The sequence below is a fragment of the Prevotella sp. lc2012 genome, assembly GCF_900107065.1.
Classification (GTDB): Bacteria; Bacteroidota; Bacteroidia; order Bacteroidales; family Bacteroidaceae; genus Prevotella.
Genome location: NZ_FNUF01000005.1, coordinates 165,828 through 191,766 on the forward strand (window position 1 = coordinate 165,828; position 25,939 = coordinate 191,766).

The 25,939-nt window shown below is 48.2% G+C and carries 26 protein-coding genes; 19 read left to right on the forward strand and 7 right to left on the reverse strand.

What is annotated here, in order from left to right; translation table 11 throughout:
* Nucleotides 1–16 precede the first annotated feature (16 nt).
* Nucleotides 17–1,372: a UDP-N-acetylmuramoyl-tripeptide--D-alanyl-D-alanine ligase gene (gene murF, locus BLU99_RS10620; RefSeq protein ID WP_091901915.1), complete on the reverse strand. Its 1,356-nt coding sequence runs from the start codon at nucleotides 1,370–1,372 to the stop codon at nucleotides 17–19.
* An 88-nt stretch (nucleotides 1,373–1,460) separates the two neighbouring features.
* Between murF and folP the strand changes: the two genes are divergently transcribed.
* From folP to BLU99_RS10650, 6 genes are all read left to right on the forward strand, one after another.
* A complete protein-coding gene (gene folP / locus BLU99_RS10625) occupies nucleotides 1,461–2,261 on the forward strand; it encodes a dihydropteroate synthase (protein ID WP_091901917.1) in 801 nt (266 codons plus the stop codon).
* On the forward strand, nucleotides 2,262–3,041 hold the full coding sequence (gene cdaA / locus BLU99_RS10630) for a diadenylate cyclase CdaA (RefSeq protein WP_091901920.1): 780 nt from the start codon (nucleotides 2,262–2,264) through the stop codon (nucleotides 3,039–3,041).
* 23 nt (nucleotides 3,042–3,064) lie between these two features.
* The gene (gene pta, locus BLU99_RS10635) at nucleotides 3,065–4,075 is read left to right on the forward strand and encodes a phosphate acetyltransferase (protein ID WP_091901923.1); all 1,011 of its coding nucleotides are present in this window, start codon (nucleotides 3,065–3,067) and stop codon (nucleotides 4,073–4,075) included.
* 9 nt (nucleotides 4,076–4,084) lie between these two features.
* Nucleotides 4,085–5,275, forward strand: a complete 1,191-nt coding sequence (locus BLU99_RS10640; RefSeq protein WP_091901925.1) for an acetate kinase — start codon at nucleotides 4,085–4,087, stop codon at nucleotides 5,273–5,275.
* Nucleotides 5,276–5,523: 248 nt separating this feature from the next.
* A complete protein-coding gene (locus BLU99_RS10645; protein WP_176771126.1) occupies nucleotides 5,524–7,248 on the forward strand; it encodes a CotH kinase family protein in 1,725 nt (574 codons plus the stop codon).
* 45 nt (nucleotides 7,249–7,293) lie between these two features.
* The gene (locus BLU99_RS10650; RefSeq protein ID WP_091901930.1) at nucleotides 7,294–9,030 is read left to right on the forward strand and encodes a CotH kinase family protein; all 1,737 of its coding nucleotides are present in this window, start codon (nucleotides 7,294–7,296) and stop codon (nucleotides 9,028–9,030) included.
* On the opposite strand, the gene BLU99_RS10655 is transcribed toward BLU99_RS10650, so the two are convergent.
* Genes BLU99_RS10655 through BLU99_RS10665 form a run of 3 tightly spaced genes read right to left on the reverse strand, consistent with a single transcriptional unit; the run spans nucleotide 9,025 to nucleotide 11,179 of the window.
* Nucleotides 9,025–10,044 carry a sugar kinase gene (locus BLU99_RS10655; protein ID WP_091901932.1) on the reverse strand — a complete coding sequence of 340 codons (1,020 nt, stop codon included), beginning with the start codon at nucleotides 10,042–10,044 and terminating at the stop codon, nucleotides 9,025–9,027. The two genes, BLU99_RS10650 and BLU99_RS10655, sit on opposite strands and share 6 nt — an antisense overlap.
* Before the next feature lie 28 nt (nucleotides 10,045–10,072).
* Complete coding sequence (locus BLU99_RS10660; RefSeq protein WP_091901934.1) at nucleotides 10,073–10,837, reverse strand: UDP-2,3-diacylglucosamine diphosphatase; 765 nt, start codon at nucleotides 10,835–10,837, stop codon at nucleotides 10,073–10,075.
* 12 nt (nucleotides 10,838–10,849) lie between these two features.
* The gene (locus tag BLU99_RS10665; protein WP_091901936.1) at nucleotides 10,850–11,179 is read right to left on the reverse strand and encodes a metal-sulfur cluster assembly factor; all 330 of its coding nucleotides are present in this window, start codon (nucleotides 11,177–11,179) and stop codon (nucleotides 10,850–10,852) included.
* A gap of 144 nt (nucleotides 11,180–11,323) precedes the next feature.
* On the opposite strand from BLU99_RS10665, the gene BLU99_RS10670 reads away from it, so the two are divergent.
* The 3 genes from BLU99_RS10670 to BLU99_RS10680 are packed head-to-tail and all read left to right on the forward strand — an operon-like array spanning nucleotide 11,324 to nucleotide 14,940.
* Nucleotides 11,324–11,800, forward strand: a complete 477-nt coding sequence (locus tag BLU99_RS10670) for an RNA polymerase sigma factor (protein ID WP_176771127.1) — start codon at nucleotides 11,324–11,326, stop codon at nucleotides 11,798–11,800.
* On the forward strand, nucleotides 11,787–12,353 hold the full coding sequence (locus tag BLU99_RS10675; protein WP_091901940.1) for a DUF4974 domain-containing protein: 567 nt from the start codon (nucleotides 11,787–11,789) through the stop codon (nucleotides 12,351–12,353). The genes BLU99_RS10670 and BLU99_RS10675 overlap by 14 nt, the downstream gene beginning before the upstream one ends.
* A 16-nt stretch (nucleotides 12,354–12,369) precedes the next feature.
* Nucleotides 12,370–14,940: an outer membrane beta-barrel family protein gene (locus BLU99_RS10680; RefSeq protein ID WP_091901943.1), complete on the forward strand. Its 2,571-nt coding sequence runs from the start codon at nucleotides 12,370–12,372 to the stop codon at nucleotides 14,938–14,940.
* 3 nt (nucleotides 14,941–14,943) lie between these two features.
* Here BLU99_RS10680 and radC read toward each other — a convergent pair whose 3' ends face one another.
* From radC to efp, 3 genes are read right to left on the reverse strand one after another with little or no spacing between them, the layout of a single operon-like run.
* On the reverse strand, nucleotides 14,944–15,630 hold the full coding sequence (gene radC, locus BLU99_RS10685) for a RadC family protein (protein ID WP_091901946.1): 687 nt from the start codon (nucleotides 15,628–15,630) through the stop codon (nucleotides 14,944–14,946).
* Between the two features lie 52 nt (nucleotides 15,631–15,682).
* The gene (locus BLU99_RS10690; protein WP_091901949.1) at nucleotides 15,683–16,720 is read right to left on the reverse strand and encodes a glycosyltransferase; all 1,038 of its coding nucleotides are present in this window, start codon (nucleotides 16,718–16,720) and stop codon (nucleotides 15,683–15,685) included.
* 21 nt (nucleotides 16,721–16,741) lie between these two features.
* Nucleotides 16,742–17,308 carry an elongation factor P gene (efp, locus tag BLU99_RS10695; protein ID WP_036911629.1) on the reverse strand — a complete coding sequence of 189 codons (567 nt, stop codon included), beginning with the start codon at nucleotides 17,306–17,308 and terminating at the stop codon, nucleotides 16,742–16,744.
* 171 nt (nucleotides 17,309–17,479) lie between these two features.
* On the opposite strand from efp, the gene rpmH reads away from it, so the two are divergent.
* The 10 genes from rpmH (at nucleotide 17,480) to BLU99_RS10745 (ending at nucleotide 25,596) form a co-directional block, all read left to right on the forward strand.
* Nucleotides 17,480–17,635, forward strand: coding sequence for a 50S ribosomal protein L34 (gene rpmH, locus BLU99_RS10700; protein WP_013063965.1), 156 nt, complete (start codon nucleotides 17,480–17,482; stop codon nucleotides 17,633–17,635).
* A gap of 260 nt (nucleotides 17,636–17,895) precedes the next feature.
* A complete protein-coding gene (locus tag BLU99_RS10705) occupies nucleotides 17,896–18,537 on the forward strand; it encodes a PASTA domain-containing protein (RefSeq protein WP_091901951.1) in 642 nt (213 codons plus the stop codon).
* On the forward strand, nucleotides 18,537–19,610 hold the full coding sequence (locus BLU99_RS10710) for an RluA family pseudouridine synthase (protein ID WP_369807724.1): 1,074 nt from the start codon (nucleotides 18,537–18,539) through the stop codon (nucleotides 19,608–19,610). The genes BLU99_RS10705 and BLU99_RS10710 overlap by 1 nt, the downstream gene beginning before the upstream one ends.
* 39 nt (nucleotides 19,611–19,649) lie before the next feature.
* On the forward strand, nucleotides 19,650–20,642 hold the full coding sequence (locus BLU99_RS10715; RefSeq protein WP_091901955.1) for a D-alanine--D-alanine ligase: 993 nt from the start codon (nucleotides 19,650–19,652) through the stop codon (nucleotides 20,640–20,642).
* A gap of 47 nt (nucleotides 20,643–20,689) precedes the next feature.
* Complete coding sequence (locus tag BLU99_RS10720; protein ID WP_091901958.1) at nucleotides 20,690–21,832, forward strand: 1-acyl-sn-glycerol-3-phosphate acyltransferase; 1,143 nt, start codon at nucleotides 20,690–20,692, stop codon at nucleotides 21,830–21,832.
* On the forward strand, nucleotides 21,822–22,505 hold the full coding sequence (locus BLU99_RS10725) for a NigD1/NigD2 family lipoprotein (RefSeq protein WP_176771128.1): 684 nt from the start codon (nucleotides 21,822–21,824) through the stop codon (nucleotides 22,503–22,505). The genes BLU99_RS10720 and BLU99_RS10725 overlap by 11 nt, the downstream gene beginning before the upstream one ends.
* A gap of 200 nt (nucleotides 22,506–22,705) precedes the next feature.
* Nucleotides 22,706–22,972: a hypothetical protein gene (locus tag BLU99_RS12180; RefSeq protein WP_144006140.1), complete on the forward strand. Its 267-nt coding sequence runs from the start codon at nucleotides 22,706–22,708 to the stop codon at nucleotides 22,970–22,972.
* Between the two features lie 17 nt (nucleotides 22,973–22,989).
* Complete coding sequence (locus BLU99_RS10735) at nucleotides 22,990–23,637, forward strand: hypothetical protein (protein ID WP_091901965.1); 648 nt, start codon at nucleotides 22,990–22,992, stop codon at nucleotides 23,635–23,637.
* Between the two features lie 157 nt (nucleotides 23,638–23,794).
* Nucleotides 23,795–24,685: a hypothetical protein gene (locus BLU99_RS10740; protein ID WP_091901967.1), complete on the forward strand. Its 891-nt coding sequence runs from the start codon at nucleotides 23,795–23,797 to the stop codon at nucleotides 24,683–24,685.
* Between the two features lie 11 nt (nucleotides 24,686–24,696).
* A complete protein-coding gene (locus BLU99_RS10745) occupies nucleotides 24,697–25,596 on the forward strand; it encodes a hypothetical protein (RefSeq protein WP_091901969.1) in 900 nt (299 codons plus the stop codon).
* The last annotated feature ends 343 nt before the right edge of the window (nucleotides 25,597–25,939 follow it).

Sequence of the window (25,939 nt, forward strand, 5' to 3'; positions counted from 1 at the left end):
CTTTCAACTACGGTAGTTATAGTAGTTCCGGCAGTTGGAAAAGCTTGGTGCCGTTGGAGCCTTTGATCAGAATGGTCTTACCCTCAGGCGATTGTGATGTGATGGCTGTCTTTACCTCCTCCACATCATGGAATTTCCTAAAATCGCAGTTGGTCTTGGCAAACTCGTCGCCGACGAGCCAGACATCCTCAAGGTCCATTTTCTTTAGATAATCAATAACATGCTGGTGCTCTTCGACGGAAGCGTCGCCAAGCTCACGCATGTCACCAAGAATCACCATTTTATGGTCTGCTTGTATCATCTGGAAATTCTCTAGTGCGGCAGTCATACTTGACGGATTGGCATTGTAAGCATCGACGATGAGGCGGTTGTTCTTGGTGACAGTCATCTGCGAACGATTATTACTCGGAACGTAGTCCTCCAGTGCCGCACAGATCTTCTTGCGATCGACACCGAAGTTAATGCCTACGGCGATAGCCGCCAACAGATTGTCGATGTTGTACGAGCCCACGAGTTGGGTCTGTACCTTGTGCCATTTTGTGGAACGGCCCTCTTCTTCGAGTGTCATCAATGGTTCGCGCCAACGGAACTTGAGGAATGGATCATTGGCAGTAATCTCACCGCTAATGCACGTATATTGGTTCTCTGGATCGGTGGAGTACGGACTGATCCATATATCCTCGTCCTCCCCGATCTGATCGATGAGATATTCATTGTCGGCATTGAGGAAGATGAGAGCGTCCTCTTGGGTGCGAAGAAAGTCATAGAGCTCACATTTCGTCTTGATGACTCCCTCGAAGGAACCGAAGCCCTGCAAATGAGCCCTACCCACATTCGTAATTAGACCACAGGTTGGTTCGGCAGTCTCGGCAAGTGTCTTGATGTCACCAGGGTGACTGGCTCCCATTTCGATAACAGCGATCTCATGCTCCTTCGTCAGACGGAAGAGCGTCTTGGGTACGCCGACATCGTTGTTGAAGTTTCCTTGTGTATAGAGCACATTGTATTTCTGTGAGAGAACAGCGGCAATCAACTCTTTCGTAGTCGTCTTACCGTTGGTGCCGGTGATGCCGATTACTGGGATGTCGAACTGGCGACGGTGCTCACGGGCAAGATCCTTGAAAGTCTGCAAACAGTCGTCGACAAGGATAAACTGTCCACTATGGTCGCCCGATTGTTGCTCTTTGGCGATTTCCGGGTCATCGACAATCGCATAGGCACATCCTTTTTCTAAGGCAGCCTCGGCAAACTTGTTCCCGTCGAACGACTCTCCCTTCAACGCCAAGAAGATACTTCCCTCCGGACAGTCTCGACTGTCGGTCGTGATGCAGGGATGTTGCAGATACAGCTGATACAGTTCCTTGATATCCATCGTCTTCACTATTTTTTGTGCAAAATTACAAAAAAACTATGAACTATGAACCATCAATTATGAATTATTTCGTATCTTTGTAGGCGATATGGACTATATGATAAATGTACACGGCAGGCTGATGGACTTGTCGGAACCACAAGTGATGGGTATCCTGAACGTGACACCCGACTCTTTCTATGCTGGAAGCCGAAAACAGACAGAGCGGGAGATAGCCGAACGAGTCCATCAGATCATAGAGCAAGGAGGGACGATGATAGATGTCGGCGGATGTTCTACCCGCCCTGGTTGTCAGGTCGTATCGGAACAGGAGGAGATGGAACGGTTGCGTTTCGGCCTTGGTATTGTGCGTCGCGAAATCCCTGATGCTGTTGTTTCTGTTGATACATTTCGTCCCGATGTGGCACGTATGACCGTGGAGGAGTATGGTGCCGATATTATCAACGATGTCAGTGAGGGCTCTACAGAGATGTTCCGGATGGTTTCTCGTCTGCGCGTACCTTATATATTAATGTCTGTCCGACCGACAATGCGAGAGATGTTGCTCTCGTTTGCCCAAGAGGTACAGCAGTTGCGCGATTGGGGTGTGAATGATATCATTCTCGATCCCGGCTTTGGTTTTGGGAAGTCGTTAGAACAGAACTATCAGGTGATGGGTGAACTGGAGAAACTGCAGGTCTTGGATCTTCCTGTGCTTGTGGGAGTGTCTCGTAAATCAATGATATTCAGACTTTTTGGATGTACCCCAATGGAGTCCTTGAATGGAACGTCTGCCCTTAACACTATCTCACTGATGAAGGGGGCGAGCATTCTTCGTGTGCATGATGTGAGTGAGGCTGTGGAGTGTTGCAAGATAGTCCAGTCGTTAACGGTCAAAAATCAAGAATAGATGTTTTTTGAGTTCGGACTGAAAGATATTATTGACATTCTGTTGGTAGCGCTGACGCTTTACTATATCTACCGACTGATGCGTGAGTCGCGTTCGCTGAACGTGTTCATCGGCATCATGGTGTTTGTCATCTGCTGGCTTTTCGTGTCGCAGGTATTACAGATGCGTCTACTGGGGTCTATCCTCGACAAACTTGTCAGTGTGGGTGTCATAGCCTTGATCGTGCTCTTTCAGGACGATATCCGGAAGTTCCTATATAATTTGGGCGCCCACCGTCGTATAAGGGCATTCTCTCAGTTCTTTACTTCTACGAAAGGTAAGGAAAAAGGACGGCGCGACGTCAAGGAGACGATTATGCCAATCGTGATGTCGTCGATGAACATGAGTAAGGCCAAGGTCGGCGCCTTGATTGTCTTGGAGCGGACAGTGCTTCTGGATGATATTGTTGTTACGGGCGACCAGATTGACGCGGTCATTAATCAGCGCTTGATAGAGAATATCTTCTTTAAGAATTCACCTTTGCACGACGGAGCCGTCGTCATATCGAAGAAACGTATTAAAGCGGCAGGATGTATTTTGCCCGTCAGTCATGACTTGGACATCCCCAAAGAATTGGGTCTTCGTCATCGTGCAGCCATGGGTGTCTCTCAGGAGAGCGATGCTGTGGCTGTTGTTGTCTCAGAGGAGACGGGAGCCATCTCTGTTGCTGTCAGGGGCGAGTTCCGCCTCCGGCTTTCGGCAGAGGAGTTGGAGAGTATACTGACTAAGGAATTAGAGTAATTTTTTAATATAAAAAACAAACGATGGATTTATTAGGTCAAATTGTAGCGCGTGCAAAATCTAACAAGCAGCGCATCGTGCTCCCCGAGGCAACAGAGGAGCGTACACTTCGTGCAGCCGATAAAGTGCTGGCTGACGATGTTGCAGATATCATCCTGATTGGTAATCCCGATGAGATCAACAAACTCGCAGCAGAATGGGGACTGACGAGTATTGGAAAAGCAACTATTATTAATCCGGAAACTAGTCCGAAAGCAGAAGAGTATGCAGAGAAGTTGGCTGAGCTCCGTAAGAGTAAGGGCATGACTATTGAGGAAGCCCGTAAGCTTGTGAAGAACCCCTTGTATTTCGGATGTATGATTATTAAGACAGAAGGCGCTGATGGTCAGATTAGTGGTGCCCTGTCGACGACGGGCGACACCCTGCGCCCGGCACTTCAGATTATCAAGTGTGCCCCTGGTATCACCTGTGTCAGCGGTGGTCTGCTGCTGATCTCCAAGGAGAAACAATATGGTGAGGATGGCGTGCTTGTCGTCGGTGATGTCGCCGTGACACCGATGCCTGATGCCGCTCAGCTGTCTCAGATCGCTGTCTGCACCGCTCAGACAGCTAAGTCGGTGGCCGGATTTGCCGAGCCTCGCGTGGCTATGCTGAGTTTCTCGACAAAGGGATCTGCTAAGCACGAAGTCTGCGACAAGGTCATTGAGGCTACCCGTCTGGCAAAGGAACTCGATCCTACGTTGAAGATCGACGGAGAACTGCAGGCTGATGCTGCTCTTGTGCCCAGCGTGGGCGCAAAGAAAGCGCCCGGCTCCGATATCGCTGGTAAGGCTAATGTCTTGGTGTTCCCGAATCTCGAGGTCGGAAACATCGGTTATAAGATGGTTCAGCGTCTGGGTGATGCTATTGCCATCGGTCCGATCCTCCAGGGTATCGCACGTCCTGTGAATGATCTCTCTCGCGGATGTTCCGTGGATGATATCTATTATATGGTGGCCATCACGGCTTGTCAGGCTATGGATGCCAAAAAGTAATTTGAAAGTATGAAGATATTAGTGCTGAATTGTGGCTCGTCATCCATCAAGTACGCATTGTATAATATGGATGATAAGAGCGTGATGACGTCGGGTGGCGCTGAGCGTGTGGGACTCGACAACGCTTTTGTGAAAGTGAAGTTGCCAAATGGTGAGAAGAAACAGATTATGCATGATATCCCCGAGCATACGGAGGGCGTGAAATTCATCTTCTCGTTGTTGACCGACCCTGAGATAGGCGTGATCAAGTCGCTTGATGAGATTGATGCGGTTGGCCATCGTATGGTACATGGCGGAGAGAAGTTTAATAAGTCGGTCATCCTGACCGACGAGGTGCTGAAGGCTTTTGAAGAGTGCTCTGATCTGGCTCCGCTGCATAACCCCGCCAATCTGAAAGGAGTTAATGCCGTCAAAGAGTTGATGCCAGGTCTGCCCCAGGTGGGTGTGTTTGATACGGCATTCCATCAGACGATGCCACCGAAGGCATTCATGTATGCTATTCCTTATGAGCTGTATGAGAAATACGGCATCCGTCGTTATGGATTCCATGGCACCTCTCATCGTTATGTCTCGCAGCGTGCCTGTGAGTTCCTGGGTATCAAGCCGGAGGGAACAAAGATGATTACCTGTCATGTAGGTAATGGTGGCTCTCTTGCTGCCATTGTCGACGGAAAGTGCATTGACACGTCCATGGGTCTTACCCCATTGGAGGGTCTTGTGATGGGTACCCGTGCCGGTGATATTGATGGAGGTGCAGTAACCTTCATCGAAAAGAAACTTGGTCTTGATGCCGATGGTATGTCCAACCTGTTGAATAAGCAGAGTGGAGTGGCTGGTATCACTGGCGGTTCCAGCGATATGCGCGATGTTGAGAATGCTGCCAAGGAGGGTAATCCCCGTGCCAGACTTGCTCAAGAGATGTATTTCTATCGTATCAAGAAATATATCGGAGCCTATGCTGCGGCCATGGGTGGGCTCGACGTTATCGTCTTTACTGCTGGTGTCGGAGAGAATCAGGTCAGCATGCGCTCAGAGGTGTGCAAGAATATGGAGTTCCTCGGTGTGAAGTTCGACGAGTCAAAGAACAGCGCACGTGGTGAGGAGGCAATCATCTCTGCCGATGACTCGAAGGTGAAGGTGGTTGTCATCCCGACCGATGAAGAGTTGATGATTGCTACCGACACGATGAATCTTCTGTAATCGTACGATGGTAACATCTGATAATCAAGGGTAGTCCTTCATGGGCTACCCTTTTTCTGTGTCTGAGCAGACAGGGATATGTATTTGTCAGTTTCTTATAAAAAAATTACAAAAAATGCAAGAAGTAACAAAAAAAAGATTAATTTTGCATCGCACTATGGACTTTGCCGATTACTAACACTTGTGGAACGATGGAGTCTGTTGTGGTAGTACGTAAATATGTTTATGGTCAAATATTAGGATTAGAAATGAAAAAGTTTGTTTTTTTCTGTATGGCGTTACTTTGCTTCTCAGCATGTAAGACGGATCTTTCAGAGATTGAGGAGCGAATTGATGAGATAGAAAGACAAGGCAAGAATCTTGAGCAGCAGGGTAAGAACCTTGAGCAACAGGGAAAGGATCTTGAGAACAAAAGTAAGGATCTTGAGCAACAGGGTCAGGACTTGGCCGATGAGACCGAGAGACTGCAGAATGATCTGGATAACACCCAGAATCGGATAGACGAGATAGAGAAAGAGATGAATAAAGTAGAGCCGAAGTTGCTCTCTATGGAATTCCTGGCTTCTGAGAATCCGCTCCTACTCGTGGAGAATACACGGTGCGATATCAGTGCCGATGGTATTGTGGAGTGCTGGGTCGTCAATATTATGAGTTCCAAAAAACTTATTCCTCATTTCACTTATCAGGGAGAGAACGTCACGATTGGTGGCAAGGCTGTTGAGAGTGGCGTCACGGAGGTTGACTTCAGTCAGCCCGTCGTCATGACCATCACTTCATCTGACAAGACGAAGGATTATACTATTAATGTCCACTCGTACACTGGTCTGCCTATCCTTTGGATTGAGACCATGAACAGAAGTCAGGTCTCTGTTGTCGAGAGATTCTATAATGCCCAGTTCAAGCTGGCAGAGAACGTGACAACCCGTTCTTCCGGAAGTGTAATTGAGGCAAGTGGAAAGATTAAAGGTATTGGCTCAACACAGTGGTGGAAACCAAACCTGACGGGCAAGACATACACGGAACTATGGAAGAATACTTACGAACTCCAGTTCAATGGTGTCATCTCGGTACTGGACGAGGCGAAGAATAAGGCTTGGGCACTTATTCCTAATGCCGATGATATCACGATGCTTCGTAATCAGACCGCCTATGCTATGGGAAAGATCAGTAAGTTGGCGTTTACACCGCGCTTCCATTATGTCGATGTCATGATGAATGGGGTTTACTTTGGTACCTATATGATTGGTGATAAGATTGAGGTGGGGGCCGACAGAGTCAATATTAGTAAAGACGGCTTTATCCTGAAGATTGACGCAAAGACCTCTGGTACGAACTTCAGTGCACAGACCATCGAGAAACCGCTGAGCATCATTGCTCCGAGCGTGAGCTCTGGGGATGCGAACTATAAATATATCAAGAATTTCATTACGACAGCGGAAGATGCTCTCTTCTCGGAGGATTTCACCAATACCTCTACCGGATGGCAGAAATATCTTGATATGGACTCTTTCGTTGACTGGTATCTGATCAATGAGATTGCCAAGAACTCAAACGGCGCCTTTGCTGCCGACTGCTATATGACTCTTGAGCGGGATGGTAAATTAAAGATGGGTCCGATATGGAACTTTGAGAATGCTTTCGGAAATGTGAAGAATACCAGTTCGAATGGCTTTGTCGTAAAGAACTCAAACTGGTATGCTCGTCTGTTCAAGGATCCAGCATTCGTGACTAAAGTGAAGGAACGCTTCAACTATTTCTATAAGCAGCGTAACACGATTCTGTCGGAGATTAATTCCAACGCCCAGTATCTGCGCTATTCTGTACGAGAGAACTCCAACAAATGGGAGGTGTTCGACTCTTATAAGTCGTATAGCTCCGATGTCTCAGTGATGTATCAGAATGCCGTGGGTTCTATGAAGTCATGGTTGGATAAACGGATGACATGGCTGAAAGGTGAGTTTGATAAGATGTAAGGCTTTGGCCGACGGATATTGGTGATGTTTATCTAATTCAAGAAGATGAGAAAGATCGTATTCTTTGCTATCATAGTCCTATGCCTCACTAGCTGTAAGGAAGACCTGTCGGATTACTTCGAGAGGATGGATCTTCGCGAGGAGGCCAACAAGAGACAGAAGGAACGTAATGAGCAACAGGCGAAGCGGAACGAAGAGCAGGCCAAGTGGAACGAGGAACAGGCTCAACGGAATGCCGACCAGGCAGCGCTGAACAGAGGCCTGCGCCTTCAATGGGAGGAGTTGGCCAAGAAGCTTGACAGTCTTGAGGCTGTCCGGGCTGTTGTGCCACCAGTTGAGCCGAAGTTGTTGTCCGTCACTTTTGCTAAGGCGGAGAACCCGAAGTTGAGTGCGGACATCAAATGCGAGATTGTCGATGATAATACGATAGAGTGCTGGTTGCCGGGCATCGTTACCGAGAAACAACTCATCCCGCAGTTCACTTTCGACGGTACCATGGTCACCATCGATGGTATTGAGGCTGTCAGTGGAGAGACGAAGTTCAACTTCAAGAAACCGTTAAAGGTGACGGTCATGACCTCGGACAAGATGGTTCACTACCTGATGTATGTCCATTCCTATACGGGCTTACCGATTCTCTACATCAATACGGCAGGTCAGCAGGAAGTTACATCCAAGGAGTATTATATTGATGCTTCGGTCAAGTTGGTGGAGGATGTACGGACGAGAAGTGCCGGTGATGTGACCGAGGCTGTCGGTCATATCAAGGGCCGTGGTAACTCGACATGGGGCCTTCCCAAGAAACCATACAGACTGAAGTTCGACGAGAAAGTGTCTTTCCTCGGAGAACATAAAGACAAGTCATGGGTGCTGATTCCTAACTGGACGGACAAGAGTATGCTTCGCAATGCGTTGTCTTTCTATCTGGGTAAGATGAGTAATATGGACTGGACCCCTTGTTATCATTTCGTGGAGGTGATCTTCAACGGTCGTTATGACGGTACTTATCTGTTGACAGAGAAAGTGAAAGTCTCCAATCACCGGGTGGCCGTCGGTGACGACGGGTTCTTGCTCGAATGCAACAACTGGGCCGACCGTGAGGACGACGCGACATATTTCCATACGACCTATGTCGATCCGGCTATCGTAATCAAAGAGCCTGAGGATGTGCAGTATGATGATGCTAATTACACGTATATCGTGAATTATATGTCAACGCTTGAGCGTACCCTGTTCTCCTCCAGCTTTACGAATCCTTCCACTGGATGGCAGAAGTATATGGATATGGATTCTTTCGTTGACTGGTATCTCATCCATGAGATTGCCAAGAATGTTGACTGTATGTTCAACTTCAGTACATTCATGCATCTGGAGAGAGGAGGAAAACTGAAGATGGGACCACTCTGGGACTTTGATATCGCATACGGTAACCTTAAGGAAAGCGGCTCTAGTTATCTGAAATGGATCTCCCCACAGGGGAATCTCCTCACGCAGACGAAGTGGTACAGTCGTTTGATGAAGGATCCTGCCTTTGTTGCGAGACTGAAAGAACGGTTCGACTTCTTCTATAAGCATAGAAACGACGTGTTTATGTTCTTGAATGATTATGCCGATTATCTCCGTTATTCTGTCATAGAGAATGAGGATCGTTGGGGCACCTTATATCATTATACTTATAAGAATGCCGATATCTGGGGATCCTATAAGAATGAGGTGCAGGATCTGAAGGAGTGGCTGAACACGCGTTTCGAATGGATGAAGTCCGAGTACGATAAGCTATAACAGCAAAGCGGTGATCTCCTCGTCGGTCGACAGGTTGAAATCACCGGGTATCGTGTTCTTCAGGGCTGCTGCGGCCAGCGAATAGTTGAGTTGTTTCTGTTTGTCATCGGGGTATACCCTCATGGCATGTAACCACGCGCCCATGAAAGCGTCGCCCACCCCTACGGGGTCCACTACGTCGGGGATATCTACGATGGGAGCCTGAAGAAGCTCTCCGTCGGTCCATAGCAGACCTGTCAGAGTGTGGTGGTTGGACGACACGATATTACGCATGCCCATCATCCAGTTCCGCAATCGTGGGAAACGTTCATGCAGTTCGTCGAACCATTCCTTATACTCATCCATCTGCATCTTGAAGTTTGAGTCTGTTGCCGTGAATGGCGGCTGTGGATGCTGACTCAGCCATTCAAATTCGATGGCATCGCCAAACATCATGTCGCACCGTGACAGCATCCTACTAAGAGTCTCCCGTGGGTCGGCCCCATAGCGCCATAGGTTCTTGCGGTAGTTGATGTCGAAGCAGACGGTTATACCCAACTCGTCGGCAATATCGAGTGCCTCAAAGGTGGCATCGGCAGCCTGTTGTGAGATAGCCGCAGTGATACCAGATACATGGAAGAATAAAGTGTCTTTCAAGATCTCGCGCCAGGGAATCATACCAGGCTTCAGGTCGTAGTAGGCGGAGTTGTTGCGGTCGTAGATCACCTTGGCGGGACGCATGCCTGCTGCCGGCTCAAAGTAATAGGTGCCAATGCGTTGTCCTCCGTAGAGCACATGACTGGTGTCGACACCCAACTGAGCCAGACACATAGCTCCTGCATGTCCGACAGGGGTGTCTGGCAGACGGGTGATATATGTCACATCCTCACCGAGTGTGGCCAGCGATACGGCCACGTTAGCTTCGCTTCCTCCATATTTGCTGGTGAACATATCACCCTGTGTCAGTCGTTGGTGGTCTGGCTTTGAGAACCGGAGTAATAGCTCTCCGAAAGTTACAATCTTCTGCCTCTTCATAATTTGTCTAGTTTATCTGTTGGCTTTGCTATGGCATACTTTCTCCCTCAACGTATTGCGACATTAAGAGGTGGTCACCATCATAGACAACATAGGTGAAATGGGTGATCCAGTCGCCGAGGATGATCATACGTACCTTCTTCGTCAGTTGAAGGTCTAGTTCGATATGGCGGTGGCCATAGATGAAATAGTCCACGTTCGGGTGGTACTGGATATATCCTTTGGTGAAAAGCACCAGATGTTCGCGGCTTTCTCCCATATAGGGCGGTTCCTCACCGCTCGGACGTTTCAGTCGACTGTGCTTGGCCCAGTGAAGACCGAACCACATGCCCCAACGGGGATGCAGGGCGGAGAAGGCCCACTGACAGAAGGATGAGTGGAAGATGGTACGGATCAGCTTGAACTTCTTGTCGGGATCGCCTAGTCCATCGCCGTGAGCCAAGAAGAACATCTTACCGTAGATCTCCGTCGTCATGGGCTGCTTGTGCAAGATAACACCGCATTCCTTCTCCAGATAGTCGTATGCCCAGATGTCATGGTTGCCGGTGAAATAATGTACCTCCACACCCATGTCGGTCAGTTCCGATAGTTTGCCGAGGAAACGGGAATATCCTTTTGGTACGACATATTTGTATTCGTACCAGAAATCGAACATATCGCCCAACAGGTATATGGCAGCTGCTTTCTCCTTGATACTGTCAAGGAAGCGCACCAGTCGTCGTTCTTGCATCCGTCCGTGCGGAATGGCAAGCGATCCCAGATGGGCATCGGAAAGGAAATAGACATTCTTCATCTGAATTGTTGATTAGTCGAACCCCAGTTCGACGCGTGCCTCTTCGCTCATCATCGACTGATCCCAGGCTGGCTCAAATACCAGATTGACATTACAGCCTTTCACCCCTTCGACACTCTCCACCTTCGTACGTACATCCTCCAATATGAAGTCGGCTGCGGGACAGTTGGGCGCGGTGAACGTCATGTCAAGTTCAACAAATGGTTCTGAGTCGTTGTCCTGTACGTCAATCTTATAGATCATTCCCAGATCGTAGATGTTGACGGGAATTTCTGGGTCGTAGACGGTCTTCAGCACATCAACGATCCGCTCTTCTATCATTGTTTTCTCTTCTTGTGTCATATTCGCTGCAAAGATACGTATTTTTATCAAATTTTGCTATACGTAACAACTTATTTTATTATTTTTGCTTAGGAAAATGGAGGGCTTAATTGTATTAAGAAGAAAAGACTGCAAAAACAGATGATCGACAAACGAGAATTCGAAATGGTTTTCAGACGTCATTATGACGGGATGTTCCGACTGGCACTAAGGATGTTAGGCGATGAGGCTGAAAGCAAGGATATTGTGAGCGACGTGTTCGCCCAACTGCTCCATCGCGGCACAGATCTCAAGTCGGACACTCTTCGAGCCTATCTGTTGACAAGCGTACGTAACCGCTGTATCAATCTGCTGGTGCACAAACAGAAAGAACAGCAGATGCAGAAGGCCGTCGTTGTAGAGATGATCACCCCAGAAAAGACCGTTGAACAGGAACAACTGCAGATGCTATACCACTACATCGACACGCAGTTTCCCAAACTCTCGCAGCAGATACTTCGTCTGCGCTACCAGCAAGGCTTGAAGTACCGCGAGATTGCCAAGGTGCTGCAGGTCAGCGAGGTCACCGTCCATAAACATCTGTCGCAGTCGCTGAAACAATTAAAGGATTATTTTAAATCATCGGATTATGGAATCAAATGACAAACTGGAAAAGCTCCTCAGGCAGATGTATACCCTAGAGTCCCTCCACGATAACGATATAGATACATCGGACATCGTCGACGAGGCGTGGACGAAGTTTGAGGCAGAACACTTTGGAGATGGAAAGCGAAGCGTGAAAACTGAAAGTTTTTCGTTTCTCAAGATAGCTGCAATATTTGTTGGAGTACTACTGCTCTCTGGTATCACCTATGCTGCTGTGCAGATGATAAATAGCAGTTCACAGAAGTTACAGAAAGAACAGGTCGTGGCGACAGTAAATACAGAACACTCAGCTGGCAATGCCCAACTGACAGAGCAGGATAGTACTCTGCACAAACCCATCGTCTACGAAGATGCAGAATTGGCAACCATCCTGAAAGATATGGCATCTTACTATCAGGTTGAACTCATCTATAAGAATGAGGCCAGCAAGCATATCCGTCTCTATTTCACATGGGACCAAAAACAGACGATAGACGATCTTGTCGATACGTTTAACAAGTTTGAGCGCATCCGGATTGTTTATGAGAACAAGAAATTGATTGTAGAATAACTTGAATCAACACAAAATGAAACATTATATATTCACAGTGCTGCTCTGTGGCTTGACGTTGTGTGCTCAGGCACAGAGGATAAGCCGCCATTACCAAAACGAGTCACTGTCAAAGGTCCTTGAAGACTTGAACACAGTCACCAGCGATAAGACCATCTATTTCATCTACGATGAACTGGAAGACTTCACAGTCACCAGTCACTTCTGCGATCTTCCCATCAAAGAGGCCATCCGCGAGGTCGTTGGTTTCTATCCGATGAAGGTGACATATGAAGGTGATAAGATCTTCATAGAATGTACCCAAAAGGAAGATACCAAGGTGATAGGCCATATCGTGGACGAAAACGGACAACCCGTAGAATTCGCCAATATCTCATTGCACAACGCCATAGAAATTCAAAACAATGATCAAAATTCCACATATATTAACGGAGGCGTGAGCAATGAGAATGGCGATTTCGTAATACCCTGTAAGGCCCAGCGCATCACACTGAGAGTGTCGTATGTCGGCTATAAGACCGTTACCCGAAACGTCAGCGTGGGCAACATCGGCACCATCACCCTCCAGCCTGAGACCTATATGGTGAAAGGTGTTGAGATTAAAGGCGAGAGACCTCAATACAAACCAACAACGGGTGGCGTAACCGTCGATGTACAACACTCGCTGCTCCACGACATCGGCAATGCCGCCGATCTGTTGTCGATAATACCGATGGTGCAGGGCAAGGATGGTAAGTTTGAGGTGCTGGCCAAGGGTGAGCCCGAGATCTACATCAATAATAAGAAGGTGCACGATATGGGTGACTTGAAACAGCTGAAATCAACAGACGTCAAGAGCGTCGATGTGATTACTTCCCCTGGTGCGAAATACAATGCCGAAGTGAATGCCGTGATCCTTATCAAGACCTTGAAGCCTCTGGGCGATGGATTCAGTCTGATGGCCACCAGTCAGACTTGGAAAAACAACAAGTGGAACACCTACGACGACTTAACGTTGAAATATCGCACTGGCGGCCTGGAGGCTTTTGCCAATGTCGCACTCGATAACGGTCATTACAGCAATGATCAAAATATCGATCAAGAACTGCATATCAGCAAGGACTTGTTTAGCGGCAGTGCAGAATTACCTGTCAGGAGTTCGTGGACGGAGATTCAGTATCAGGCAGGTCTGAGTTACGACTTCAGCACAGATCATTCTATAGGTCTGAGTTTCTCTTCGCAAAAGAACCTCCATAGTTGTTTCAAGTCGGATATGAAACAGTACTACATGAAGAACGGAACCTTTGATGGTAATGTCTATCTGACAACAGATATCCGCGAGAAAGACAAGCCCGTATGGGAACTGAACACCTACTATGTAGGTAAGATAGGGCAACTGGGTATTGATCTGAACGCTACCATATTACGACGTGAATCAGAGGAAAATAACAATCAGTATGAGACAAGTCAGGAATATGGCAACCGCACCATCACCACGCTGACCAATGAGGACCGTAAGATGGTAGCCGGTAAACTGGTGCTGACCTATCCCGTCTGGAAGGGTGAGTTAAGCGCAGGATCAGAAGCGACAAGCACAAAGAGCCGTGGTGGTAACCTCAACCTGGAGAATATCATCCCAGAGTCGGACACCGAGATGGAAGAAAAGAATATCGCCGGCTTTGCTGAGTATGAGTTACAACTAGGCCTGTGGCACCTAAATGCTGGTCTGCGCTATGAGCACGTCGCTGCGGACTACACCTCGTTTGGCGTCTGGCAGGAGGAGCCCAGCCGTACCTATAACGACTGGTTCCCCAATGTCTCAGCAGCCTGGCAGAAGGGTAAGTGGTGTGCTCAACTGAGTTACAACAAGCGCATCACCCGTCCGCCATACAACATGTTGACCTCTATGGTCATATACGACAGTCGAATCCTATACGAAGGCGGTAACCCATTGTTGCGTCCCTCGGTAAGACAGAGCATCGACTTCAACCTCACCTATTCATGGCTGAACTTTGTTACTGGTTTTACTCGCGAGAATGACTTCTTTACCCACGTTGGCCAGGTGTACGATGAAGTGCAGGAGATTGCCATCCTCCGTCCAGATAACTTCGACCATCAGGACCGTGTCTATGTCACACTCGTCGCATCGCCTAAATTCGGGTTCTGGCAGCCGCAGGCTACGCTGCACTATTATCAGCAGATGTTCGATGCAGAGAAATATGGTGTGCCAAAGAAACTGAATAAGCCTGAGTTCAGTTTTAATCTGAATAGCTGGTTTGAGATCAATCCGACGGCTAAGGCTTTGGTACAGGTGAACTATTCTGGCGCCAACCACTGGGGATTCATGTATCGTGGTGACAAATTCCAAGTGAATGCCCGATTGCAGAAGTCATTCCTGAAAGGGCGCCTGGCAGCTACTCTGTATGCCAACGATATTTTCCATACGGCTAAGAACAAGACGACGACTTACTATGCCATCGGAAAGACAGCACAGGATTACTACAGTTACACGCAAAGCGTGGGACTCACCCTGAGCTATAACTTCAATGTCTCAGGCTCGAAGTATCGTGGTACAGGTGCTGGTAACGACGAAAGGAACCGTCTCTGACCATTAACATCTCCCTTGCTCATGATAAGAGTAATATTGTCCGTCAGTGACGATGACATGATCGAGAAAATGAATACGCATCAGTTCACAGGCGCGTTTGATACTTCTGGTCAACTCATCGTCCTGACGACTGGGGGAGATGTTACCTGACGGGTGGTTGTGACAGACGGCCAGGATGGTAGCGTTGGCCAGCACCGCCTCACGGATGATGATGCGGATGTCGACAGCGGTCTCTGTGATACCACCGTGCGAGATGCGTATTTTCTTGATAAGGCGGTAATGCTGGTTGAGTAGTAGAACCCAGAACTCCTCCACGTCAAGATCCTGCATCACGGGCCGCATGTGGTTGTAGATGCGTGTGGCAGTACCAAGATCAGGTCGTTCCTCCGGTGTCTCCATCTGTCGGCGTTTGCCCAGTTCGCAGGCGGCGAGGATGCTGATGGCTTTCGCCTCACCGATACCGTTGTAGACACAGAGCTCACTGATGTTTCTCTTTCCGAGAGTGTTCAGGTTGTTATTACAATCTGCGAGAATCCGTTTCATCAGTTCTACCGCGCTCTCTTCCGTGGAGCCCGATCCGATGAGGATTGCCAGCAACTCTGCATTACTCAGTGTTTCTGCACCGAGACTTGCCATTTTCTCCCGTGGCCGGTCTTCCTCCGCCCATTCTGATATTTTTAGTTTGTTCATAGTGAAAAGCTTGTGGATTAAAAGTTAACAATGAAGGGTTTGTCTTTGGTGGTTAATTATAAAATGTTTTCTCGAATGCCTGGAACTCGTCTTGCCTGAGGATACATCGTTTCCACCACGATTCGATGAACCCCAGTCCGTAGCCCATCAGTTGGACGAAGGCCGCAGGGACGGAGAGAAGTCCCACCTTGAGGCTCTTGTTCCTGATGGTCGAGTCGGTCAGGATAAGGATGCTGTATATGATGATCGGTAACCATGGCAGCAGACAGAGCCAGCGCCATTGGTCGTTGCCGCAGTAGTACATCAGGAGTCGTCCGACGGCTGAGATGAGAATCAGTCCGATGACACCGACGGTGAAGACGGTGGGCAGCAGATGCACGAGTTTCATTGTACCGGGATGGCGCTTCTCGAGATTGATACGGGCGATGCCACTGTTGTAGACCTGTCGGAAGAATTTCCGGAAGTCGGTACGACGTTTGTGCCATACCCAGGCTTCGGGAAAGAGACGTGGCTTATAGCCTGCCTCGACGATACGATAGGAGAAGTCGATATCCTCACCAAAGCGCATCTTTGAGAATCCGCGCAACTGTAGATAGACATCACGACGGATACCCATATTAAACGAACGGGGATAGAACTTGTCGAGTTTCGTCTTTCCACCACGGATACCACCTGTGGTGAAGAACGAGGTCATCGAATAGCTGATGGCCTTCTGCACTGGGGTAAACGAGGGATGGGCCGCATCAGGACCGCCAAAGGCTTCTGTAGGAGTCTCTTTCAGAGAGTCTTCGACCGCCTGGATATAACCTTCATGCAGTACGACATCGGAATCGAGAATGAGCAGATAGTCGCCGCTGGCACGCTCAGCCCCGTAATTACGGCTTTGGCCAGGACCGCTATTCTCCTTGGCGTAATAATGCAATGCAAGGATGTCTGCGTACTTGTCGCAAACATCCTTGCATGTCTTTGTCGATCCGTCCTCCACAATAATGACCTCGAAGTCCTTCAGTGTCTGATTAGATAGGCTTTCGAGGAGTTCGTCCACTTCATCGGGACGATTAAAGACGGGAACGATGATTGAATATTTCAAGGTTCAATATTCAATGCTCAATTATTCCTTTACGCGCTGCAGATAGCTGCCGTCGCGGGTGTCAACCTGAATCAGGTCGCCCTCGTTGATGAACAGGGGAACGCGAACCTCAACACCAGTCTCCAGTGTGGCGGGCTTCAGTGTGTTAGTGGCGGTGTCGCCCTTGATGCCCGGCTCAGAATGAGTAACGCGGAGCACGGTCTTTACCGGCATCTCGGCATAGAGGATCGTGCCGTCGGTGGTGTCGGATACCACCTCTACGATATCGCTCTCCTTCATGTATTCATGGCCGATAACGAGCTCGTTGTCGATGGGGATCTGCTCGAATGTCTCCTGGTTCATGAAGATACGACCCGACTGGTCCTCATAGAGGTACTGGTAGGGGCGGCGCTCGATGATGACGTCTTCGAGTTTCTCACCGATGTTGAAACGACGCTCCAGAACACGTCCGTCAGAGACGTTCTTAACCTTGATGATCATGATCGTGTTACCCTTACCTGGCTTTCTGTGCTGGAAATCGATGCAAACCCAGATGCCGCCATCCATTCTGATAGCAGTTCCTTTTTTAATGTCTTGTGAATTAATCATATAACTAAAATGTTGATTTTGTTTCGTTTTCGGGTGCAAAATTAGTGCAAATCGAGTGAAAAACCAAATTTTATTGGATTTTTCCGCATAAAACTTGCGTAATTCAAAAGAAATGAGTACTTTTGCAGCCCAAAAGTGACGATAATAACAAAATAAAATAAGTATAAAGCAATGAAGAGAACATTTCAGCCGCACAATCGCCGTCGCGTCAACAAGCACGGCTTCCGTGAGAGAATGGCCACAAAGAATGGCCGCCGCGTATTGGCTGCACGTCGTGCCAAGGGTCGCAAGAAGTTAACAGTTTCTGACGAGAACCACGGAAAGTAATCCGTTATCTCTAACAGAATATTCGGTTAAAATAGGAAGAAGCAGAGTGTAATCTTTGCTTCTTCCTGTTTTTTATGGTATCGTTCTAAGCATTTGCTTCGTTTCAACAAACCTGAAGAATCCTTTGTTCTGTTCTTATCCTTCCGTATTTCTGCTGTCTGCAATGGTGAAGGTGCTCACGCTCGGAAAAAAAAGAAACAAGTTTCTTTGTTTTTCTCTCGCTTATTCGTACCTTTGCACTAAAGAAAAGAAGAAACAACATGAAAGCAAAGGATTTCTTTGGGAAGTTCGTCAGTGCCTATCTGTGGGGTAACCTGCTGGCGATGTTCCTTGTGATTGTCGCTTTGGCAATCGGCGTCAAATACGGTCTGGCATGGTACACGCATCATGGTGAGGGTATCGAGGTGCCCAAGATCGAGGGGATGTCCTATGCCGACGCCCGTCTGATGATTGATGAGATGGGCCTGAACATCATCGTCAGCGACTCTGGCTACAACAAGCGTCTGGCGGCCGACTGTGTTCTGGCGCAGAACCCGGGACCGGGTATGAAAGTAAAGACCGGTCATACGATCTATGTCACGGTGAACTCTCCTTCCTCTCCTTCCTTTGCGATCCCCGATGTGGTGGATAACAGCAGCTACCGCGAGGCGGAGGCCAAGCTGACGGCCTTGGGCTTCAAGCTCCTGCCTCCGCAGTATGTGTCGGGTGAGAAAGACTGGGTCTATGGTATCTTGTGCAAGGGCCGCCGTGTGTCTACGGGCGATCATGTGTCGATAGAGGCCCCGTTGACCCTGATGATCGGCAGCGGTGAGTACGACTCCGACGAGGATGTCGACTATATAGAGCCTGAGTACAGGATGATGCGTGGCGACGACGTGGACGAGTTCGAAGAGGTGAGATGATGCAACAGGACGAGATAGACGAGTTAGAGTGGTTGTCCGAAGAGGAATCCGACAATGAGTCGGAAGGCGACGGTCAGCTCTATGAGCACTTCCGGATGGAGGTGGACAAAGGGCAGGAGCCTGTCCGTATCGACAAGTACCTCTCTGAGCATCAGCAGCATTCCAGCAGGAACCGTATCCAGAAGGCTGCCGATGCGGGCTTTATCCATGTGAACGACAAGCCCGTAAAGAGTAATTATAAGGTCAGGCCTGGCGATGTCATCACGCTCATGCTCGACCGTCCCCATTATGACACGACGATCGAACCGGAGGATATCCCGTTGGATGTGGTGTACGAGGATGACGATCTGATGGTCATCAACAAGCCTGCGGGCATGGTGGTGCATCCCGGCTGCGGCAATTTCAACGGTACGCTCGTCAATGCCATTGCCTGGCATCTGAAAGACCTGGCCTCGTATGATCCGAATGATCCGGAGGTCGGACTGGTGCACCGTATCGACAAGGATACCAGTGGCCTGTTGGTCGTTGCCAAGACACCGGATGCCAAGACCTCGTTGGGCAAGCAGTTCTTTAATAAGACCACCCATCGTAGTTATAACGCACTGGTATGGGGTAACTTCGTCGAGGACGAAGGGCGCATAGAGGGGAATATCGGTCGCGACCCGAAGGACCGCCTCAGGATGGAGGTCTTTCCCCCCGACTCCGAGATCGGCAAACCGGCCGTCACCCATTACCGGGTGCTGGAGCGCTATGGCTATGTGACGCTGGTGGAGTGTATCCTCGAGACAGGGCGTACCCACCAGATACGTGCCCACATGAGACATATCGGTCATCCGTTGTTCTGTGATGAGCGTTATGGCGGCACGGAGATCCTTCGGGGCGAGCGCACGGCGAGTTATAAGGCTTATATCCAAAACTGTTTCAAGCTTTGTCCCCGTCAGGTCCTGCATGCCCGCACGCTCGGGTTCGTCCATCCGTCGACCGGTCAGCAGATGGACTTCTCCTCTGAGTGGCCCGACGATATGACTGCACTGATCGAGAAATGGAGAAGATACGTAAAGGTAAGAGAATAGAAAGGTAAATAGATAATAAGGTAAAAAAGTAAAGACACAATGAATGATATGAAAAGAACGATAGCTATCGTCTGCGGAGGCGACTCATCGGAGCATGATGTATCACTCCGCTCCGCTCAGGGACTCTACTCCTTCTTCGACAAGGAGCGTTACCATGTGTATATTGTCGACATCAAAGCACAGGACTGGCGCGTGGAGCTCTCGGATGGCACTACAGCTAAGATCGACCGCAATGATTTCTCGTTTGTCGAGAATGGAGAGAAGAAGGTGTTCGACTATGCTTATATCACCATTCATGGTACACCGGGCGAGAATGGTCTGTTGCAGGGTTATTTCGATCTGATCGGACTGCCCTATAGTACCAGTAGTGTGTTGGTTGAGGCCATGACCTTCGATAAGTTCGTGCTCAACCAGTACCTGCGCGGCTATGGTGTCAGCGTGGCTGAGTCGCTGCTGATCCGTGAGGGCTATGAGGAACTGGTGAGCGATGACGAGATAGAACAGCGTATCGGCATGCCTTGTTTCGTGAAGCCCGCTGCCGACGGGTCGTCGTTCGGTGTCTCTAAGGTCAAGAACAAGGACCAGCTGGCTCCGGCCATCCGTAAGGCGATGATGGAGAGTCCTGAGGTGATGGTTGAGAGCTTCCTTGAGGGAACGGAGATTTCCATCGGTGTCTATAAGACCAGGGAAAAGTCGGTCGTGCTGCCTGCTACGGAGGTGGTGACGACGAATGAGTTCTTCGACTACGATGCCAAGTATAATGGTCAGGTCCAGGAGATCACGCCGGCCCGTCTGTCCGACGAGGTGACCGAGCGCGTGCGTCAGATCACCAGTCATATCTATGATATCCTGCATTGTAATGGTATCATCCGTATCGACTATATCATCTCGAAAGAAGGTAAGATCAGTATGCTGGAGGTGAACACCACACCGGGCATGACGGCTACCAGCTTCATTCCCCAGCAGGTGCGAGCCGCCGGTCTGTCCATGACCGATGTGCTCACGGAGATCGTGGAAAACCAGTTTGATTAGAATTGAGAATAGCGTCATTGATTTCTATTCATTAATCATTAGTTCGTATGGCAGAGTTCGACGAGATACGGCCTTATGAGGCGGAGGAGATGAAGCAGGCGTTCGACGACTTGCTTCACGACCGACAGTTCAATGTCGTGATGAAAGGTTTCGCACCCTGGCTACCCACGTCGGTGCGTAACGGTCTGCTCAGATGTCTCTTCGTGGGGGTGAAGACCCCGCTCGACTTCCAGAAACGGTTCATGAAGCCCATCGTGAACCATATCATCCGCAAGCACACCGACGGCTGCACGTTCGATGACTCGTGTCTGCCGACGGATCGGAGCCAGCGCTTCACGTTCGTCAGCAACCACCGTGATATCGTGCTCGACTCCGCTTTCCTCGATATCATGCTCGTGGATAAGGGCTATCCCACCACCGTCGAGATCGGTATCGGCGACAACCTGCTCATCTATCCGTGGATCAAACGACTGGTACGCATGAACAAAGCCTTTATCGTGCGTCGCGGTCTTTCTCTCCGCGAGACGCTTGCCGCCTCACAGCTCATGAGCCGTTATATCCACTACGCCGTCAACCAGAAGAAAGAGAATATCTGGATCGCCCAGCGTGAGGGTAGGGCGAAGGACTCAAGCGACCATACTCAGGATGCTGTACTGAAGATGCTCGCCATGGGTGGCGACCTGAAGGAACTGAACATCGTGCCGCTGACCATCAGCTATGAGTATGATCCCTGCGACTACCTGAAGGCGCAGGAGTTCCAGCAGAAGCGTGACAATCCTGCCTTCAAGAAATCCCGCCAGGACGATCTCGATAATATGAAGACCGGCATCTTCGGCTATAAGGGTCGGGTGCGCTATTGCTGCGCGGCACCCGTCAACACGTGGATCGATGAGCTGGCAGACCTGCCCAAGACGGAATGGTACAAGGCACTGGCAGAGCGGATGGACCGTGAGATCCATCGTGGTTATACGCTCTATCCCTGCAACTACATCGCTCTTGACGAACTCAATGGCGACAACACTTATGCCGCCCATTATACCGCTGCCGATAAGGAGCGCTTCGAGAGCTATCTGACGGGTCAGATGGCTAAGATCAAGCTCCCCGATAAGGATGAGGCTTTCCTCCGTGAACGCATGCTCACGATGTATGCCAACCCCGTACGAAACAAACTTACCGCCGATGCGAAATAGTCTTGCAGTTATATTATGCATCGTCTGCGCCGTCTGTGTCGTCGGTGGCTGCACGCAGGATGCCTATGAAAAGGGCGAGGGCGAGTACTCTCTGATGAGGGGCGACTTCGCCGAGGCTTTTGTCGGCAGCGACAAGAAAGTGGCATCTGTCACCACCGATGACGGTGACCGACTGCCGCTGGCTATTCCTTTCTCAGCCTCTTGGATCACGAAGGCCGACACGACCTACCGTTGTATGCTATATTATAATAAGGTGAAAGGTACCGACGGAGCCTATCAGGCCGAGGTGGTGTCTATGAGCTCGGTGCCCTGTCCTGTCTTGAAATCCCGTTCCGAGACGAATCCCGTCAAGACCGATCCGGTGAAGTTTGAGAGTCTCTGGCTCAGTAAGACAGGAAAGTACGTCAACCTGCGACTGCTGCTCAAGACTGGCATGACCGACGACTCCACAGCCGTCCAGCGACTGGCTCTCGTCTCCGACACCGTGCTGGCATATGCCGACGGCACGCGCTCCCGTCACCTCCGTCTTCACCACGACCAGAACCGTGTGCCCGAGTATTATTCCACTCAGGTATATATCAGCATCCCCACCGATAGTATCGCCGCCGATACCGTCAGCTTTACCATCAACACCTACGACGGCCTCGTCGTCAAGACGCTCACCCTCCGATAACCTCATCGCCTGTCGAAGCCTTGAAGCTCTCCCCGCGGTCCCTGAGCCTGTCCTATCGTGCTCCCTGAGCCAACCATCCCTGAGCGGTCCCTGAGCCTGCCGAAGGGACTTGTCGAAGGGCCAACCAACATTCTACCTCACAGATTTGGCAGTCTCAGACAAATTGCCTATATTTGCCTTCGATATCAACCATATATCGCATGGGATTACAAAAGAATGTCACCTACGACAAGGAGTTCAACAGCACGTACGGCCTGAACACCTTTGACTACGGTGCCCGTCAACACGATTCCTTTTTCGCCCGCAGGGACCGTCTCGTCCCCCTCTGCGAGAAATACTACGGCGTCAGTCCGTATGCATATTGTGCTAACAATCCAGTGAGGTTTATTGATCCTGATGGGAATGAAAAGATATTCAAGAATATACCAATGAATCACTCTTCGTCGTTAAATCTTCACATAAGATAAATAAAAATACATTGTTTATGGTACGATATACGATTATATTTGTTTTGTGGAGTTTAATCACTACTCCCATTCATGCTCAGATAGAACAGTGTGAAGTCGTTAGTCTGACAGATGCCATTGTAATAAGTGAATATATACCTTGTCCTCAACTTGATTCATTTTATGTTGAGGGTTGTCATTATATCTATTTTGGAGGTAAGACTGTGCCTTTTAAAATCAGAGCGAGTTTTAATAAATTTCTAGTTGATCATTATGAGTCAAACTCCTATATCCCTGAATGTCTGTACAAAACAGAAGAGGATCCGATATTGAACTATCTTTCACATGATTATACATATGACTTATCCTATTCAAAACATGAGAGACGGAATTTTGAGAAAAGAGGAAGAATAGAAAGTAACGATATATACAAACGAAAAGGTTCTAAGAGATCATATGTAGCCTATTCCTTTGAGGGAGAAATCGTAATGTATAAGACGAAAAGAAAAATTATGATAGACCGAGGATTTAATGATCCGATATATAAAAGGAGACCTATGAAATCGTCAGAGTTTGCTGTGCTAAAGAAAGCAGGAAGCCTAAGATCCTTAACTATGGAAGAAGCAAATTCGATGAATCTAAAAAAGGAAGGAAATCGTTATATCAATATATTTGCACCAGAATAGAGAATTGGGTTATAGAAACTGATACCCAGTTGCACAAGACAACAGCTCTTCTATGCTTCTATGTTGGTGACAACTGCATACAATCCTCCTTATGGCTTTGGCTGGGTTATGACAAATAGGCGACTCTCCATAAAGAAATAAAGAACTGATAAAGCTTATGAAGTACAAAAAATATCTGATTGTGGCAATATCTCTTCTATTGCATACAGCTTGCTCCAACAATAGTAAGAAAAATATAGAGGGGGGTGGCCTGTCCTCCTCGTCTGTTTCAAATGAACGTGATTCAATATTCCTTCTCTCTGTCACGGAGGTTAATGATTCCAATCAGATATATATGCTCTCGTATTATTTGGATACTCTGAATTATCGTCTCAGCGTCGTGGGTACGAGACATCAAGAAGTCAGTTTCTACAGATGTTATTCAATCAATCCCAAAGAATCAATAGAATATGATGATAATGAGGGTGGACATGTCAAACTGCTATTAAGAAAAGGGTTAATAACCGAAAGACTGTTTGTGGGGGCCAACGTATCGATAAAGCATGAATATGACTCCTTGCGGCGCCTGAAGGGTATTATATATGTTGGCGGAAGGAAGATTGTTTCTTGGAAAGATGACCGCCTTCAACGGGTATCCTACATTGATTCTACTTCAAGTCGTTTTAATCAGACACATAATATGCATTATGATTCCCCCCAACCTTCTCAAGGTTATTCTCCAGAGTTATTAAATAGTTTCGTGACGGATACTCAGGGCGAGTTGCTCTTTGCTTATCTAGGTTTATATGGACGGCTGCCTTTGGGTAATGATTACATTGAGGAGATGATAACATATGATTATAGAGGGGTTGGCAGTAAAAAACATATCATTTATAATGAGGAATACTCAAATGATGGTACGCTGATGAAATATCAATGCCATCTTAGAGGAAACGAAACAGGGCTGAAGAGATCTTATTCGTGGAATCTTACAAATCTGAAGTATCTTTTATTCCTTACTGAGGATACGATAATAGAGCCGAATTGGAACGAAGGAGAAGATTTATAGTGCATTTTAATATGAGACGACTCGTAAAAGTTTTATCAGCCCTAATAGTTGCCATTTCCTTGGCATCATGTGAGAAGGGGAAGGGAAGGCTGGAACTCTATCCTTGTCTAAGCAATTACTATATGGTGGAGTATCTGGATGATATAACGGTTATATCACAGGCGGCAGGGGTTGATACCCTGAAGAAAGTCAATAATGAGATGTACTCGTCGGATGGGAGCTTGTTGTTGTCAACCATGCGTGATACCACCTTCCTGTATTCTGCAAAGGATCACAGGATTGAAAGGTCAATATTCAAGACAAAGGAAGGATACGAGACTACATCTGTTATTGATGATGGTCGCGACATGATAGCATCTGTATCTTTCTTCTATAACGAGAATTATGAGATTACTAGGATACATCAGATAGAAAGGGTTGATTACCTTCCCCAAAAGCAACAATTGCAGTGCGCTTCTCGTGATAAAGCTGTCTGTTTCTATCCCCAAATGAGAAGTCCCAAAACATTCTATGCTGAATATCCATCGGGGAAAATACTTCTTGGGAGTTCGAGTAAGCACTACGCATTTGATACCTTAAGTATAAGCAACGGGGAAATACGTAAAGAAAATGGCAGGTTTTTCTTAAGTATAAATGGCGATACCATCATAAGGGATCGTGATGAAGATGGAGATCATCGGTTGGAGATACGTAAGAAAGGCGAAAACGAGTATGTCTTTTCTAATTATTTGGAGAGACAAGAGACACTTGGTGCTTATGTTTATGGGAAAAGAGGAGATACAGATACTTGTTATCTATCGAAGGGCGATAGTACAAGTATTCTGCTTGTTTCATATACATATACAAGCGACTTCAAGATACTTAAAAGACAGTCGTTAGAAGAGGTCATATATCTTCCTAAGAAGGATTAGGGATAGGAACCGTTAAATAAAGGGAGTACAGCTGTCTGTGTTTTGACAAACCCTTTGATGCTTTGACAAACCCTTCGACAAGCTCAGGGACCGTTCAGCAACCACATGTTCAGAGGGCAGCTCGGCTACCGCATGGCATCCTTACGGTCCCTAAGCCTGTCGAAGGAATCAGGACTTAACAGGCCTCCACCTCTCTGTTTGTCCTAAAAAAGTGCTTAAAAAAGTGTTTGTCTGAAGTTGCGAACTAGAAAAAACGAGGGGGACTTTTAGCCTCTTTTTGGCCTGTTTGGCGTAGAGATGGGGGCTACTTTGGGTAGGGGGGGCTTCTAACGGTTAAAGAGAT